This is a genomic window from Kitasatospora sp. NPDC051705 (genome assembly GCF_044453265.1).
Taxonomy (GTDB): Bacteria; Actinomycetota; Actinomycetes; order Streptomycetales; family Streptomycetaceae; genus Kitasatospora.
In genome coordinates, this window is sequence record NZ_JBITCO010000003.1 from 20,096 (window position 1) to 34,941 (window position 14,846).

General features: G+C 75.7%; 14 protein-coding genes. 9 read left to right on the plus strand and 5 right to left on the minus strand.

Going from position 1 to position 14,846, the window contains the following annotated elements; translation table 11 throughout:
• Positions 1-238: 238 nt before the first annotated feature.
• The 4 genes from ACIA8Q_RS04975 (at position 239) to ACIA8Q_RS04990 (ending at position 3,945) form a co-directional block, all read left to right on the plus strand.
• Positions 239-1,069, plus strand: a complete 831-nt coding sequence (locus ACIA8Q_RS04975) for a putative RNA methyltransferase (RefSeq protein WP_360211636.1) — start codon at positions 239-241, stop codon at positions 1,067-1,069.
• A gap of 212 nt (positions 1,070-1,281) precedes the next feature.
• Positions 1,282-2,640, plus strand: a complete 1,359-nt coding sequence (locus ACIA8Q_RS04980) for an ATP-binding protein (protein ID WP_360211634.1) — start codon at positions 1,282-1,284, stop codon at positions 2,638-2,640.
• Positions 2,641-2,807: 167 nt separating this feature from the next.
• Complete coding sequence (locus ACIA8Q_RS04985) at positions 2,808-3,161, plus strand: nucleotide pyrophosphohydrolase (protein WP_360211632.1); 354 nt, start codon at positions 2,808-2,810, stop codon at positions 3,159-3,161.
• 157 nt (positions 3,162-3,318) lie between these two features.
• On the plus strand, positions 3,319-3,945 hold the full coding sequence (locus ACIA8Q_RS04990; protein WP_387897559.1) for a DUF6099 family protein: 627 nt from the start codon (positions 3,319-3,321) through the stop codon (positions 3,943-3,945).
• Here the strand turns inward: ACIA8Q_RS04990 and ACIA8Q_RS04995 are convergent.
• Complete coding sequence (locus ACIA8Q_RS04995) at positions 3,891-4,112, minus strand: hypothetical protein (RefSeq protein ID WP_360211628.1); 222 nt, start codon at positions 4,110-4,112, stop codon at positions 3,891-3,893. The two genes, ACIA8Q_RS04990 and ACIA8Q_RS04995, sit on opposite strands and share 55 nt — an antisense overlap.
• Positions 4,113-4,590: 478 nt before the next feature.
• On the opposite strand from ACIA8Q_RS04995, the gene ACIA8Q_RS05000 reads away from it, so the two are divergent.
• Both ACIA8Q_RS05000 and ACIA8Q_RS05005 read left to right on the plus strand, forming a co-directional pair.
• Entirely contained in the window at positions 4,591-5,508 is a 918-nt protein-coding gene (locus tag ACIA8Q_RS05000) for a UTP--glucose-1-phosphate uridylyltransferase (RefSeq protein WP_396316772.1), read from the plus strand.
• A 611-nt stretch (positions 5,509-6,119) separates the two neighbouring features.
• The gene (locus ACIA8Q_RS05005; RefSeq protein ID WP_360211624.1) at positions 6,120-6,488 is read left to right on the plus strand and encodes a DUF6087 family protein; all 369 of its coding nucleotides are present in this window, start codon (positions 6,120-6,122) and stop codon (positions 6,486-6,488) included.
• A 70-nt stretch (positions 6,489-6,558) separates the two neighbouring features.
• Here ACIA8Q_RS05005 and dapD read toward each other — a convergent pair whose 3' ends face one another.
• Positions 6,559-7,548, minus strand: a complete 990-nt coding sequence (gene dapD / locus ACIA8Q_RS05010; RefSeq protein WP_387897566.1) for a 2,3,4,5-tetrahydropyridine-2,6-dicarboxylate N-succinyltransferase — start codon at positions 7,546-7,548, stop codon at positions 6,559-6,561.
• Between the two features lie 192 nt (positions 7,549-7,740).
• Between dapD and ACIA8Q_RS05015 the strand changes: the two genes are divergently transcribed.
• The 3 genes from ACIA8Q_RS05015 to argF all read left to right on the plus strand — a co-directional run bounded on the left by ACIA8Q_RS05015 (position 7,741) and on the right by argF (position 13,306).
• The gene (locus ACIA8Q_RS05015) at positions 7,741-9,396 is read left to right on the plus strand and encodes a 3' terminal RNA ribose 2'-O-methyltransferase Hen1 (RefSeq protein WP_396316843.1); all 1,656 of its coding nucleotides are present in this window, start codon (positions 7,741-7,743) and stop codon (positions 9,394-9,396) included.
• Positions 9,393-12,092 (plus strand): polynucleotide kinase-phosphatase, encoded by a 2,700-nt coding sequence (locus tag ACIA8Q_RS05020; RefSeq protein ID WP_396316773.1) that lies wholly within the window; start codon positions 9,393-9,395, stop codon positions 12,090-12,092. The genes ACIA8Q_RS05015 and ACIA8Q_RS05020 overlap by 4 nt, the downstream gene beginning before the upstream one ends.
• Positions 12,093-12,304: 212 nt before the next feature.
• Entirely contained in the window at positions 12,305-13,306 is a 1,002-nt protein-coding gene (gene argF / locus ACIA8Q_RS05025) for an ornithine carbamoyltransferase (protein ID WP_360211616.1), read from the plus strand.
• Positions 13,307-13,380: 74 nt separating this feature from the next.
• Here the strand turns inward: argF and ACIA8Q_RS05030 are convergent, their stop codons facing one another.
• The 3 genes from ACIA8Q_RS05030 to ACIA8Q_RS05040 form a co-directional block, all read right to left on the minus strand.
• Complete coding sequence (locus ACIA8Q_RS05030) at positions 13,381-13,905, minus strand: superoxide dismutase family protein (RefSeq protein WP_396316774.1); 525 nt, start codon at positions 13,903-13,905, stop codon at positions 13,381-13,383.
• 65 nt (positions 13,906-13,970) lie between these two features.
• Positions 13,971-14,375 (minus strand): type II toxin-antitoxin system VapC family toxin, encoded by a 405-nt coding sequence (locus tag ACIA8Q_RS05035; protein ID WP_360211612.1) that lies wholly within the window; start codon positions 14,373-14,375, stop codon positions 13,971-13,973.
• Positions 14,376-14,470: 95 nt separating this feature from the next.
• Positions 14,471-14,818 (minus strand): hypothetical protein, encoded by a 348-nt coding sequence (locus tag ACIA8Q_RS05040; RefSeq protein ID WP_360211610.1) that lies wholly within the window; start codon positions 14,816-14,818, stop codon positions 14,471-14,473.
• Positions 14,819-14,846: the final 28 nt, after the last annotated feature.

The following is a 14,846-nucleotide window of genomic DNA, read 5'->3' on the forward strand; positions in this document are numbered from 1 at the left end:
CGGGTAGCCCGGTCGGGGAGCGGTCGGGGGAGCGGTGCCACGCTGTCGTCGCCCCGGGGCCGCCGGCGCCCCGGGCAGACGGAACCGGGGCGGGCAGGTGCGAGGGCACGGCTCCGGCCCGGTCGGCCCGGAGGGCCTAGGCTGGCTGCCCAGGGCCACCGGGCCAGCAGGACCCCGGGCGTCCGGGGACCCGTGGGTCCGCGGGTGCGCGGGGCGAACGGCGAGAGAAGACGGAACGTTGCTGCAGGACATCGAGCACTACCTGGCCTGCCCCCACTGCGCGCAGGCCCTCACCCGGCACGACCGCACCCTGCGCTGCCCCGCCGGACACAGCTTCGACCTCGCCAAGCAGGGCTACGTCAGCCTCCTCGCCGGCGACGCCCACACCGGCACCGGTGACACCGCGGAGATGGTCGCCGCCCGCGCCGACTTCCTCGCCGCCGGCCACTACCGGCCCATCGCCGAGGCCCTCGCGGAGGAGGCCGGGGCCGCCGACCCCGACGGCCTCGTCGCCGACCTGGGGGCCGGCACCGGCCACTACCTGGCCCACGTGCTCGACGCCCTGCCCGACCGCGCCGGCGCCGCCCTGGACATCTCCAAGTACGCGCTGCGCCGCGCGGCCAGGGCCCACCCCCGGATCGGCGCCGTGGTCTGCGACGCCTGGCGGCCGCTGCCGCTGCGGGACGCCTCCGCCGGGCTGATGCTCAACGTCTTCGCACCCCGCAACGGGCCCGAGATCCGCCGGGTGCTGCGCCCCGGCGCCACCCTGCTGCTGGTCTCGCCCACCTCGCGCCACCTGCGCGAACTCGTCGACGCGCTGGGGCTGCTGTCGGTCGACGAGGAGAAGCAGCGGCGGATCGACGAGAAGCTCAACCCCCACCTGACCCCGGCCGGGCAGCGGCAGGTCGAGTTCACCCTGCGGCTCGGCCCGGACGAGGTCCGCACCGTCGTCGGCATGGGTCCCAGCGCCTGGCACACCGATCCCGGCCGGCTCGCCGAGGCCCTCGCCGGGCTGCCCGACCCGGTCGAGGTCACCGCCTCGGTGACGGTGGCCGCCTACCGGCGCTGAGCGGTGCGGGGCCGGGACGCCGCGGCCGAGGCCTCCGGTGACGGCGCGGCCCACGCCGTCGGTGACGGCGCAGGCACAGGCGCAGGCGTGGGCGGTCGGCGGCCGCCCGGCGCTGCGCGGTCGGTCACCGGACCGGGCGGGTCCGCCACGTTGGGATGAATCTGCCGAGCAGGCACGTTTCTGCCGACCGGGCTGCGGCTAACGTCCGACGGGTGAACCGCGACGCCACCCGGCCCGCCGCGCCGGCCCACCTCCGACCGGGCGCCCCGGGGCCCGATCGGCCGCCCGTAACACGCCCCACGGTCGAGGAGCTCCGGCTCACCTCGTTCAAGTCCTACCGGCGGGCCGTCCTGCCGCTCGCCCCCCTCACCGTCCTGCACGGGCCCGCGGGGGTGGGCAAGTCCAACGCCCTCGACGCCCTCGCCGTGCTCTCCCGGCTCGCCCTCGGGGAGGAGGTCGCCGGCTCCCTCGACGGACTGCCGGACCGGACCGGCCCCCTCGCCAAGCCCGTCCGGGGCGGCCTCGCCGGCTGCGTCCCGCACGGGCGGGACGCGATCATCCTCGGCTGCACCGTCCGCTCCCCGCACGGCCGGATCCGGCTCGACGTCGTCGTGCGCACCGACGGCCCGGTCCGGATCGCCCGCGAATCGCTCACCCTGGACGGCCGCACCCTCGTCGACACCGGCGAGCAGGACGTCCGCAAGCGGCGCGTCAACGTCTGCTGGCACAACGACACCCGCCAGGGCGACATCCGGGCGCCCTTCCCCAGCGGCACCATGATCAGCGCGCAGCTCCCGCTGCGCGTCGCCGGCTCCTCCCCGGGCGAACGCCTGGTCCTCGCCGCCGCGGAGGACCTGCTCACCGCCCTGCGCGAGGTCTTCCCCGTCCACCCCGTCCCCGCCCTCATGCGGGGCTGGGCCCGCCCCGACCCGCAGGCCCGGCTGCGCAGCAACGCGGCCAACGTCTCCGCCGTCATCGCCCGGCTGGCCGGCGAGTGCCCGCGGCGCTACGGGCAGCTGCTGCGCGTCGTCCAGTCCGCCGCCCCGCACCCGCTGCTCGGGCTCGCCCTCGCGCACCGCGGCGAAGGGCCGGAACGGCGCGTCCTCGCGGTCTTCGACGAGGGCGTCCTCGGGCGCACCGGTGCCGACCAGGCCTCCGACGGGATGCTGCGCCACCTCGCCTTCGCCGCCGTGCTCCTCACCGGCGCCGGCGTGCTCGACCTCGACCCGGCCGCCGAGGTGCCCTGGGCGCACCGGCAGCTCACCGTGCTCGCCGAGGACCTCGGGGCCGGGCTCTCCACCGAGCAGACCGCCTCGCTGCTGCGGCTCGCACGGGAGATGTCGGGACGCAACCAGCTGCGGGTCCTGGCCGCGCTGCAGGAACCGGCGGCGGCGCGGGAGGCGCTGGGCGCGGCCGACCTGGGCGCGGGCGCGGCCGCGCTGGTCGAGTGCCGGCGCGACCCGGACTCCGGGCACACCGTGCTGCGGTCCGGGGCGGCCCGGGTGCCGGCCCAGTGCGGGCGGGGGGACGCGGCGGGAGCGGCGGCGGATGAGGTAGACCTGGACGGGTGAACGAACGAGTGACGGGGCCGGCGGGGCCGGCCGGGGCTGCGGGGGCCGGGGCTGCTGAGGCGGCCGGGGGTGCTGCGGGATCCGCGGCGTCGCCGGGGTTGCCGGGGTCCGCTGGATCGCCGGAGCCCGCGGGATCGCCGGGGGCGCCGGCGCCCTCGGGTCCGACGATGGAGGGCCTTCGGCAGCGGCTGTCGGACTTCGCGGCGGCCAGGCGGTGGGAGCCCTTCCACACCCCGAAGAACCTGGCGGCGGCCCTGAGCGTGGAGGCCGGGGAGCTGCTGGAGATCTTCCAGTGGCTGACGCCCGAGCAGGCGGCCGCGGTGATGTCCGACCCGGAGCGCGCCCACCGGGTGCGGGACGAGGTCGCGGACGTCCTCGCGTACCTGGTGCAGTTCTGCACGGTCGTCGGGGTGGACCCGTTGGAGGCACTCGCGGCCAAGATCGAGCGCAACGAATCCCGCTTCCCGGTGCCGACCGAGCCGTCGGACGTCAACCCGGACGTGGGCGACCAACCCTTGTGAGGGACGGAAGTCATCCACAACCCCGGAGTTTTCCACAGCTTCCGCATTCCTGGATGCGGGCCCGACGGCTTCGCCGCACGCTTTCGCCGTGACCGCACGACCGCCCCTCCGGCGGCCGCCGGTCCCACGGCGACAGCGAGCGAGGGGAGTGGCCGCCATGGAGGCGTTGCGACTGATCAGGAGGGCCCGGCACGCCCTGGCCGAGGCCAGGCACGTACCGGACGTCCTGGCCGAGGCGCGGCAGGCCGCGCTGCTCACCGAGGCGGTGGGAGCCCGGCTGGCGGAGCTGGACGACGACGGGCTCACCGGTCTGGGCCAGCAGCTGTCCGAGGCCGGCGCGCACGCGGCGGTCTGCCTGGACCGCTCGGTGGTCAGGGCCGCGGTGCTGAACGGCGGGCGGGCCGGGCGCCTCACCGAACTGGGTGACCCGGCCACGGCCCTGGGGGAGCTCGACGGGCTCCTGCGGGACGTCGGGGAGACGCTGGTGGTGCTGGCCTGCGGCGCCGACACCGAGAGCCTCTACTGGACGTGCATCGACGGCGTCGACGCGGTGTCGGAGTGCAAGGACCTCACCGGGCTGCTGCGGAAGGCGGCGAGCCGGGCCGAGGAGGCGGCGCGTGCGGCAGGGCCGGGCCGGGGGGAGGCCGCGCCGGCCGGTCGCGGTTCACCGATACTCGTGGTCCGGCTCGGCCCGCCGGGTGAGGGCGGACCGGCGGAGGGGGTTCCGGACTACCGGGCGCCCGGCGCGGTCGGAGCGGCGGAGGTGTCCGTGCCGGCGGGGTAGCCGGCCGCGGTGGCGGACTGCAGCTCGGCGATGTCCGCGGTCACCGAGGCGAGCAGTTCCTGCATCTGCTCCAGCAGGCTCTTGGGCGCGGCGGGCCCGGCCGATGCGCCGGCGCCCGAGACCGTGGAGCTGCTCGGGAGCTGCGGCGTGGCAGAGGGTTCGGACATGACGGGACCTCTTCGGATCGGTAGTGCGGTGTGAAGCGGCCGGCGGTGGCCCGGCCGCGCGGCGGGGGTGGCAGACGCCTTGCCACCGGAGGCGCACGCCCCGCCGCAGCGCCCAACGAACCGTTCCGGCGGCCGGTCACCGCGCACCACCCGATGCGGTCCAACTCCGCTGGGCCGTAAGCCTCCCGGGTGAGCCGGGGTTGCCGCCGCGGAGCAGCCTGGGCTAAAGCGCGCCCCCTGGCATGCCCAGGGCGGGGCGGCTCCGGGCCGGCACCTGCGGGCTTCCGGCCCCGCCGACCCCGCGGCCCTCGCCACCCCGCGGGCCCGCTTCGGGCCTCCGGCGTGCGGCCTCCGACGTGCGGCGTCGGGCGTGGGGCGCCGCACGACCACCGAAAACGATCACGCCTCCATCGCTGGTAGCGTCGATCGGCCTTCGCGCCAACACGGCGCATTACCACCGCACATGAGAGAGGGTCACATGGCTCCCAAGACGATTCGCCGAGCCGTCATCCCGGCCGCCGGCCTTGGTTCCCGTCTGCTGCCCATGACCAAGGCGACCCCGAAGGAGATGCTCCCCGTCGGGGACAAGCCCGTCATCGAGCACACCGTCCGTGAGCTCGTCGACTCCGGGGTCACCGACATCACCATCGTCGTCTCGGGTGACAAGAGCCTGATCCAGGAACACTTCCGCCCCAACCCCGTCCTCGTGGAGCAGCTGCGCCGCGACGGCAAGGCCGCCTTCGCGGACGCGGTGGAGGAGATCGGGGAGCTGTCCCGCAAGGGGCACATCAGCTACCTGTACCAGCACGGCCCGTACGGCAACGGCACCCCGGTCCTCAACGCCGCCCGGCACTTCGGCGACGAGCCGTTCCTGGTGCTCTGGCCGGACGACGTCTTCGTCGCCGAGGTGCCCCGGGCGCAGCAGCTCATCCGGGCGTACGAGCAGACCAACGCGCCGGTCCTCGCGCTCATGCCGATGGCGCCCGAGGACTCCTACCGCTACGGCGTGCCGGTGGTGAAGGAGGACCTCGGGAACGGCTCGCTGCGGATCACCGGCCTGGTCGAGAAGCCGAAGCCGGTCGACGCCCCCTCCTCCTTCGCGGCCATCGGCGGGTACGTGATCACCCCCGGCATCGTCGACGAGATCCGCGACCTCACCCGCCGGTGGCACGAGAAGCCGGAGGACGAGGTCTACCTGACCGACGCCATCAACGCGTACGCGGCCCGGCGCGCCGTCTACGGGCAGGTCATCGACGGCACCTGGTACGACACCGGCAACCCCGCCGCCTACCTGCGGGCCCAGTTCGCCGCCGCCCTGACCGACCCCGCGTACGGGCCGGAGCTGAGCAGGCTGGCCGCCGGGCTCGCCCCTGCACCGAGCGGCCCCACGGGCTGAGCCCGGCGGGGTCCGGGCTGCGCCGAGCAGGTCCGGAGCGTCCCCCGCGGCGCTCCGGTCCGGCCCCCACCCCCTCCGGGGCCGGTCCGGCTCCGCACGGCCGGCCCCGGAGGGGCTCACCGACCGAGACGACACCGGGAGTTGATCCTCGTTGAAGAAGCCGTACTGGCAGCCCTACTGGTACCGGCTGCTGTTCCGCGCGGACGGCGGGTCGGGGTGGGAGGTGATGGGGCCGCCACCGGTCAGCCGGGTGCCGAACGCCGCGTTGGCGAACGGATCCCTGGAAGCGTGGGTGCAGGCCCTACTGGCGGGAGCGGTCGAGGAGTTGGACGACCTGCGCGGCGAGCTGCTCCTCGAGTGCTTCGACGGGCCGGAGCCCGCGGAGGGCGCTGAGCCGGTCCACTCGGCGAGGATACGGCTCCCCGGGTCGGCCGCCGGGCCTTCGGCGCCGCGCCGACGGGCCCGGCGCCGTCCCGGTGCGGGCCGGTCCGGGTGAGGCCCGGGAAGGGCGGCGGCCGTCGGCGCGGGCGGTGCGTCAGGCTGCGTCTGGGTGTCGCTCGGGAGGGTGATTCGGCTGCCCCTCACCGGGGTCGAGGGGCCAGACTGGGGCGATGGACGAGGAGGAGCCGCTGGCCCAGTGGGCGGCGAGGCGGGAACAACGGCGGCGGCCCGTCGGGCAGTTGCGGGCCGTGGGGCTCGGAGTCACCGAAGGCGACGGCGGCCACGGCGGTACCCGCGACGGCATCCACGACAGCAGCCGCGGCGGCGGGGACGCGGGCCGGGGGCGCGGCGCGCACGTGGCGCCGGCGCAGCCGCGGCTGATCGTGCGCTGGGACGGCTACCAGTGGCTGCCCGAGGCCGTCGCCGAGGACTATGCGGCGGCGCAGCGGATCCTGCACGGCATCGAGGGTGACGGCGTGGTGCGGTCGGCCTGGCCGGCGCAGCCGCGCCGGGCGCCGGGGCGCCACCGCAAGCCCTGACGGCGCCGGGCCACGCGGAGGGGCCCGGAGCGGTCTCGGCTCCGGGCCCCCGACGGCGTGCGCCCGCGGGTCAGTTGTGGGCGTGCAGGTCGGCGTTCAGGCCGCCCCAGGAGCCGGAGCGGGCGATGACCTCGACGGCGCCGGTCTGCGAGTTGCGGCGGAACAGCAGGTTGTCCTGACCGGACAGTTCGACGGCCTTGGCCACCGTGCCGTCCGGGGTGGTGACCCGGGTGCCGGCGGTCACGTAGAGGCCGGCCTCGACGACGCAGTCGTTGCCGAGCGAGATGCCGATGCCGGCGTTGGCGCCGAGCAGGCAGCGCTGCCCGACCGAGACGACCTGCTTGCCGCCGCCGGAGAGGGTGCCCATGATCGAGGCGCCGCCGCCGATGTCGCTGTGGTCGCCCACGACGACACCCGCGCTGATCCGGCCCTCGACCATGGAGGTGCCGAGGGTGCCGGCGTTGAAGTTGACGAAGCCCTCGTGCATCACGGTGGTGCCGGCGGCCAGGTGGGCACCGAGGCGGACGCGGTCGGCGTGGGCGATGCGCACACCGCTCGGGGCGACGTAGTCGGTCATCCGCGGGAACTTGTCGATGCCGTACACGGCGAGCTGGCCGCCCTGGGCGCGCACCGCGAGACGGGCCTGCTCGACCTGGTCCACCGGGACGGGGCCGATGCTGGTCCAGGCCACGTTGGCGAGCAGACCGAAGATGCCGTCCAGGTTCTGGCCGTGGGGCTGGACCAGACGGTGGCTGAGCAGGTGCAGACGCAGGTAGACGTCGTGGGTGTCGAGCGGCTTCTCGTCGAGCGAGGCGATGGTGGTGCGCACGGCGACCACCTCGACGCCGCGGCGCGCGTCGGCGCGCAGCGCCTCGGCCGCGCCGGCGCCGAGCTCGGCCTCGGCCTGCTCGGCGGTCAGGCGGACGGTGCCGGCCGGGCCCGGCTCGGCGGCCAGGGCCGGGGCGGGGAACCAGGTGTCGAGGACGGTGCCGTCGGCGGCGATGGTGGCCAGACCTGCGGCGACGGCGCCGTTCGGGAGGGAGGTGGATTCAGCAGTCACATCGTGCACGTTAGCCAATGCGGGCCCGGGCTGCCGAACACGCCCATCGTGCGGACACGGCGCCCGGCCGGGGTCGCGGTGGTGCCCGACCGGCCCGACGGGCCGGTCCGGAGGCCGCCGACCAGGCCGCCCGGCGGGTGAAAACCCGGGTGCCGGGCCCCCGCGCGCTCGGCGATACTCGGGCGGGTGTTCATGTCGATCTCCACCACCGGCAGCGCCGGGAGCCCCGCGACCGATCTCGGTTTCCTGCTGCACAAGCACCCGGACAAGGTCCAGCGTTTCGCGACGTCGCACGGCGAGGCGCACGTCTTCTACCCCGAGGCGGGCGACGAGGTCTGCACGGCGGCGCTGCTGCTGGACGTCGACCCGATCGCGCTGGTCCGCCGGGGCCGGGGCAAGGGCCGCGGCGGCTCGCCCGACTTCGCGCTCGCCCAGTACGTCAACGACCGCCCCTACGCGGCGTCCTCGCTGCTCGCGGTGGCGCTGCGGACGGTGTTCCGGTCGGCGATGAAGGGCGACTGTCCGGCCCGGCCCGGGCTGGCGGACCGGCCGCGCCCGCTGCGGATCGAGCTGCCCGCGGTGCCGGCGAACGGTGCGGGGGAGGGCGGCGGCCCGGAGCTGGTGGCCAGGCTGTTCGAGCCGCTGGGCTGGCGGGTCGAGGCGCGGACCGTTCCCCTGGACGAGGCCCTCCCGCAGTGGGGCGGGTCCCGGTACGTGCGGCTCGCGCTGGCCTCGGAGTCGGTGCGGCTGGCCGACGCCCTGCAGCAGCTGTACGTCCTGCTGCCGGTGCTGGACGGTGCGAAGCACTACTGGGTCGCCCCGGACGAGGTGGACAAGCTGCTCGCCGCGGGCGAGGGCTGGCTGGCGGACCACCCGGAGCGCGCCCTGATCGCCCGCCGCTACCTGTCCCGGCGCTGGTCACTGACCCGCGCGGCAATGGAGCGCCTGGAGCTGGCCCGGCTCGCGGAGGCGGACGACCGCACCCCCGAGGAGGTCGACAACGCGGTCGACGACCGCCCGCTGGAGGAGGACCGCCCGGACAGCGGGGAGCGGCCGGGGGGCCGCTTCGGGGAGCGGCCCGGGATGTCCGGGCCCCTCACCGGCGAGGCCGTGGACCCGACCGTGACGCCGGACGGCCCGAAGCCGCCGTCGCTCGCCGAGCAGCGGCGTGCCGCGATCCTGCTGGCCCTGCACGAGACGGGCGCGACCAGGGTGGCGGACCTCGGCTGTGGCCAGGGCGAGCTGGTCGGCGAGCTGCTGAAGGACGCCCGCTTCACGGCGGTCCTCGGCCTGGACGTGTCCGCGCGGGCGCTGCAGGCGGCGGCCCGCCGCCTGCGGCTGGACCGGCTGCCGGAGCGGCAGGCCGCCCGGGTGACGCTGGAACAGGGCGCCCTGACCTACACGGACGCCCGGCTGAAGGGCTTCGACGCGGCGGTGCTGTGCGAGGTGATCGAGCACCTGGACCTGCCGCGGCTGCCCGCGCTGGAGTACGCGGTGTTCGGGGCGGCCCGGCCCGGTGCGGTGGTCGTGACGACGCCGAACGTCGAGTACAACGTGCGCTGGGAGAGCCTGCCGGCGGGCGCGGTCCGGCACGCCGACCACCGCTTCGAGTGGTCCAGGGCCGAGTTCCGCGGCTGGGCGGAGCGGGTCGCGGCCACGTACGGGTACGCGGTGGAGCTGCGCCCGGTCGGTCCGGAGGACGGGGAGGTCGGTGCGCCGACCCAGCTGGCGCTCTTCCGGATCGCCCCCGACGCCCCCGACGCTCCCGCCCTGCCCGGCACCCCCGCCCTGCCCGGCACCCCCACCACGCCCGGCACCCCCACGCCCGAAGGAGGCGATCCCCGATGACCGACGAAGCCACCGACGGAAGGACCGAAGGAGCCGGGGAGGGGACGGCCGCCCGCCGTCTCCCCGTCACCGACGTCTCCCTGGTCGTCCTGATCGGCACCAGCGGCTCGGGCAAGTCGACCTTCGCCCGGCGCCACTTCCTGCCCACGCAGGTGGTCTCCTCCGACTTCTGCCGCGGTCTGGTCGCCGACGACGAGAACGACCAGTCCGCCTCCGCCGACGCCTTCGACGTCCTCCACTACGTCGTCGGCAAGCGCCTCGCGGCCGGCCGGCTGACCGTGGTGGACGCCACCAACGTGCAGCCGGAGGCGCGGCGACGGCTGGTGCAGCTCGCCCGCGACCACGACGTGCTGCCGATCGCGATCGTGCTGGACGTCCCGCCCGGGGTGTGCGCGGAACGCAACCGCAGCCGTCCGGACCGCCGGCTGGCGGCGCACGTCGTCCCCCGCCAGCACCGCGAGCTGCGCCGCTCGCTCAAGGGTCTGGAGCGCGAGGGCTTCCGCAAGGTGCACGTCCTGCGCGGTGCGGCCGAGGTGGCGTCGGCCGGGATCGAGCTGGAGAAGCGCTACAACGACCTGCGCCACCTGACCGGCCCGTTCGACATCGTCGGCGACATCCACGGCTGCCGTTCCGAGCTGGAGACCCTGCTGACCCGTCTCGGCTACACGCTGACCCGGGACGCCCGGGGCCGCCCGGTGGACGCGGTGCCCCCGGCGGGCCGCACCGCCGTGTTCGTCGGGGACCTGGTCGACCGCGGCCCGGACACGCCGGGTGTGCTGCGCCTGGTGATGGGGATGGTCGCGGCCGGGCACGCGCTCTGCGTGCCCGGAAACCACGAGAACAAGCTGGGCCGCGCGCTGGACGGCAAGAAGGTCACCGTCGCCCACGGCCTGCAGGAGTCGCTGGACCAGCTGGCCGGGGAGTCCGAGGAGTTCCGGGCCGAGGTGCGGGAGTTCATGCGCGGTCTGGTCAGCCACTACCTGCTGGACGGCGGGGCGCTGGTGGTCTGCCACGCCGGTCTGCCGGAGCGCTACCACGGCCGCAACTCCGGCCGGGTCCGCTCGCACGCGCTGTACGGGGAGACCACCGGCGAGACCGACGAGTTCGGGCTGCCGGTGCGCTACCCCTGGGCGGAGGAGTACCGCGGCCGGGCGCTGGTGGTGTACGGCCACACCCCGGTGCCGACGGCGGGTTTCGTCAACAACACCCTCTGCCTGGACACCGGCTGCGTGTTCGGCGGCAGCCTGACGGCCCTGCGCTACCCCGAGCGCGAGGTGGTGGGCGTGCCGGCCGAGCGCGAGTGGTACGCGCCGGTGCGGCCGCTGGTGAGCGACGTGCCGGGCGCCCGCGACGGCCGTCCGCTGGACCTCGCCGACGTGGCGGGCCGGCGCAGCGTCGAGACCGCGCTGCACGGGCGGGTCGCGGTGCGGGAGGAGAACGCCGCCGCGGCGCTGGAGGTGATGAGCCGATTCGCGCTGGACCCGCGGCTGCTCGCCTACCTGCCGCCGACCATGGCGCCGAGCGCGGCCTCCCGCCGGGACGGCCACCTGGAGCACCCGTACGAGGCGTTCGCCGGCTACCGCGCGGACGGCGTGCGGCACCTCGTCTGCGAGGAGAAGCACATGGGCTCGCGCGCGGTGGTGCTGGTGTCGCGGGACGACGGGGAGCTGGAGCGGAGGTTCGGCGTGGCCGGCCCGGGCGCGGTCTGGACCAGGACGGGCCGGGCGTTCCTCGCCGACGAGGAGCTGACCGTCGCGGTGCTGGGCCGGGTGCGGGAGGCCGCCGAGCGGTCGGGTCTCTTCGACGAGCTGGGCACCGGCTGGCTGCTGCTGGACGCCGAGCTGATGCCGTGGTCGCTGAAGGCCGTCGAGCTGCTGCGCCGCCAGTACGCGGCGGTCGGTGCGGCGGCGGGCGCGGCGCTGCCGGAGGCGTTGGCCGCGCTGGAGCGGGCGGCCGGCCGAGGGCTGGACGTGGCGGAGCTGACCGGCCGCCAGCGCCGGCGGGCGGCGGACGCGGAGGCGTTCACCGAGGCGTACCGGCGCTACTGCTGGCCGACCGAGGGCCTGTCGGGCGTCCGGTTGGCGCCGTTCCAGGTGCTGGCCGCGGAGGGGGCTAACCTGGCGGTGCGTCCGCACGACGAGCACCTGGCCTGGATCGACCGGCTGGTGGACGCCGACGAGGCGGCCTGCGGGGACGCGTCCCGGGTGCCGGACGCCGCTGACGGCACCCGCGCGGGGGAGGCCGGGGGCGCCCACGCCGGGGAATCCCGGGAGCCGTTGCTGCGCCGCACCGGCCGCCTGCTGGTGGACACCGCGGACGAGGCCTCGCTGGCCGCCGCCACGGCCTGGTGGGAGGAGCTGACCGCGGCGGGCGGCGAGGGCATGGTGGTCAAGCCGCTGGCCTCGCTGGTGCGCACCGCGCGGGGCGAGGGCCGTCCGGGCGGGCTGGTGCAGCCGGGCGTGAAGGTGCGCGGCCGGGAGTACCTGCGGATCGTCTACGGCCCGGACTACACGGAGTACCTGGACCGCTTGCGCGAGCGGTCGGTGGGGCACAAGCGGTCGCTGGCGCTGCGCGAGTACGCGCTGGGTCTGGAGGCGCTGGACCGGCTGGCGGCCGGTGAGCCGTTGTGGCGGGTGCACGAGCCGGTGTTCGCGGTGCTGGCACTGGAGTCCGAGCCGGTGGATCCGCGCCTGTAGTCCGCCGACGGGGCCGTCCCGGGCGCGGACCGGGCGGACCGGGCGGACTGGTACCGAGGACCGGGCGGACTGGTACCGAGGACTGGGCAGACTGGTACGAGGGGGGAGTCCGTCCGGTCTCCCCCCTCGTTCACCCTTGCTTTGTATAGAAATTCTGAACGTCGTATACACTTGCCGCTTTCCCGTACGTCCCGTCGTCCCAGGAGCCCGGTATGGCCTTCAACCTCCGGAACAGGCACTTCCTCAAGGAGCTCGACTTCACGCCCCAGGAGTTCCGCTTCCTGGTGAACCTCGCCGCCGGGCTCAAGGCGGCCAAGTATGCGGGCACCGAGCAGCCCCGGCTGCGCGGGAAGAACATCGCGCTGATCTTCGAGAAGACCTCGACCCGCACCCGCTGCGCCTTCGAGGTGGCCGCCCACGACCAGGGCGCCTCCACCACCTACCTCGACCCGGCCAGCTCGCAGATCGGCCACAAGGAGTCCATCCGGGACACCGCCCGGGTGCTCGGCCGGATGTTCGACGGCATCGAGTACCGCGGCCACGGCCAGGAGGTCGTCGAGGAGCTGGCCGCGCACGCCGGCGTCCCGGTCTGGAACGGCCTCACCGACGAGTGGCACCCGACCCAGATGCTCGCCGACGTGCTCACCATCACCGAGCACACCACCAAGCCGCTCACCGGGGTCGCCCTCGCCTACCTCGGCGACGCCCGCTCCAACATGGGCAACTCGCTGCTGGTCACCGGCGCCCTGCTGGGGATGGACATCCGGATCGTCGCCCCGCGCGCGCTGTGGCCGGCCGAGGAGGTCCGCAAGGCGGCCGAGGCGCTGGCCGGTTCCACCGGCGCCCGGATCACGCTCACCGAGGACGTGGCCGAGGGCGTGGCCGGCGCGGACTTCCTCTACACCGACGTCTGGGTGTCGATGGGCGAGCCCAAGGAGGTCTGGGCCGAGCGGATCGAGCTGCTCAAGCCGTACCAGGTCTCGATGGACACCGTCCGGGCCACCGGCAACCCGGCCGTGAAGTTCCTGCACTGCCTGCCCGCGTTCCACGACCTCGGCACGGTGGTCGGCCGGCAGATGTACGAGGCGACCGGCATGACCGAGCTGGAGTGCACCGACGAGCTGTTCGAGTCGGCGCACTCCGTCGTCTTCGACCAGGCCGAGAACCGCCTGCACACCATCAAGGCGGTCCTGGTCGCCACCCTCGGTTCCTGACGACGCTCGACCCCGCCCCCGGCCCTGGATCCCGTCCCGCCCCGGCCACCCCGGCCCGCGCACGGGCCCGGGGGCTACTTCTCCAGCCTGACGCAGGCCACCCGGTCGCCCGCCGCGTGCGGGCCGGCCGGGGTGCCCGCGTGCAGCACCAGCGAGCGGGCCTGGCCCGCCCGCGGCTGCCAGGCCACCGCGGCCGAGGCGGTGGCGTCGCCCTGCTCGTCGGTGCGCAGCACGAGCCGCAGCTCGTTGCGGTCGTTGGCGTAGGCCGGGTCGGTCGACGGTTGCACCGGGTCGACGGCGTCCTGGTAGTGCGGCCCGGACGAGGCCGGGTCGGCCCCGCAGGCGCCGGTGTGCAGGTGCGCCGGGAACTCGTGTCCGGGCGCGAGCCCGGTGACGGTCACGGTGCGTCCGGGCGCCGAGCGGTCGGTGACGACGGTCGCGTGCGAGCCGTACGGCACGAGGTCGTCCGCGTAGCTGACGGCGGCGGGCGGGACGAAGGCCGTCGCCGGGTCGAAGTCGGCCTCGACGAGGGAGACCGGCGACGCGGCGGGGGCGAGCAGGGCGAGCGGCAGCAGCGCGGCGGCGAACGGAGCGGGCATCGGGGGCCTCCCACGGGCAGGACGACGGACACCCTGCTAACGCGGCCGGGCCGCCGAGGGCACCGTCAGGCCCGGTCCGCGGCCCGCCGGATCCCCCGGATCTCGCAGCGCGGCCCGCTGGCGCGCATCAGCCGCAGGTCGGCGGTGACCAGCGGCACCCCGTGGAGCTCGGCGACGGCCACGTACGCGGCGTCGTCCGGGGTGAGGTTGTCCCTGAGCTCCCAGATCCGTGCGAGCAGCGGTGCCACCTCGACCTTGCGGATCGCCAGCCCGGCCAGTTCGCGGGTGAGCTCGGCGACCCGGTCGGCGGTCAGTTCCCTGGCGAGGTAGAGGCCGCGCAGCGACTGCATCACCTCGACGACGACGTGTTCGGGGGCCGTCCAGTCGGGGTCGGCGGCGAGTTCGGCCCGGGCGGCGGCCCCGCGCTCGCCCCCGTCGGCGAGTGCCAGCACCAGTGCGGATGCGTCCACCACGATCATCGGTCGGCCCCCGGCCCGTTCCAGCGCGTCTCCGCGGCTACCTGCGGTTCGACGGCCCACCGTACCGACACCCGGCGCCGCGGGCCCTACCGCCCGAGCAGCAGCCCGGCCAGGACGGAGGCGGCGTTGGCCGTGGCGGCGGCGACCCAGGGCAGCGGGCCGCGCACCGACGTCCCGGCGAGCGGCGCCAGCAGGGCGGCCTCGACCGCGCAGACGGCGGCCTCGCCGAGCCCGAAGGCCGTCCAGTACGCTGCGGCGGGCCCGGCGGAGAAGTGCCGCAGGGAGCTCCACAGCAGCGGGTGCGTCGCCAGGTTGACCAGGACGGCGGCGGCCGCCGCCCGGCCGGGGCGGATGCCGCCGGCCCGGGTGAGGGCGGCGGTGTAGACGGGGACCTCGACCAGCAGGGTGAGGCCCAGGGCGAGGGCGTAGGGCACGGCGGGGATCGTGCCACGGGGAGGGGGC

Bases quoted from the DNA above. Each gene is read 5' to 3' on its own strand.
- ACIA8Q_RS04985 (WP_360211632.1), top strand. From the start codon at position 2,808: ATGGAGGGCCTTCGGCAGCGGCTGTCGGACTTCGCGGCGGCCAGGCGG.
- ACIA8Q_RS04990 (WP_387897559.1), top strand. From the start codon at position 3,319: ATGGAGGCGTTGCGACTGATCAGGAGGGCCCGGCACGCCCTGGCCGAG.
- ACIA8Q_RS04995 (WP_360211628.1), bottom strand. From the start codon at position 4,112: ATGTCCGAACCCTCTGCCACGCCGCAGCTCCCGAGCAGCTCCACGGTC.
- ACIA8Q_RS05000 (WP_396316772.1), top strand. From the start codon at position 4,591: ATGGCTCCCAAGACGATTCGCCGAGCCGTCATCCCGGCCGCCGGCCTT.
- ACIA8Q_RS05005 (WP_360211624.1), top strand. From the start codon at position 6,120: ATGGACGAGGAGGAGCCGCTGGCCCAGTGGGCGGCGAGGCGGGAACAA.
- ACIA8Q_RS05015 (WP_396316843.1), top strand. From the start codon at position 7,741: ATGTCGATCTCCACCACCGGCAGCGCCGGGAGCCCCGCGACCGATCTC.
- ACIA8Q_RS05020 (WP_396316773.1), top strand. From the start codon at position 9,393: ATGACCGACGAAGCCACCGACGGAAGGACCGAAGGAGCCGGGGAGGGG.
- argF (WP_360211616.1), top strand. From the start codon at position 12,305: ATGGCCTTCAACCTCCGGAACAGGCACTTCCTCAAGGAGCTCGACTTC.
- ACIA8Q_RS05030 (WP_396316774.1), bottom strand. From the start codon at position 13,905: ATGCCCGCTCCGTTCGCCGCCGCGCTGCTGCCGCTCGCCCTGCTCGCC.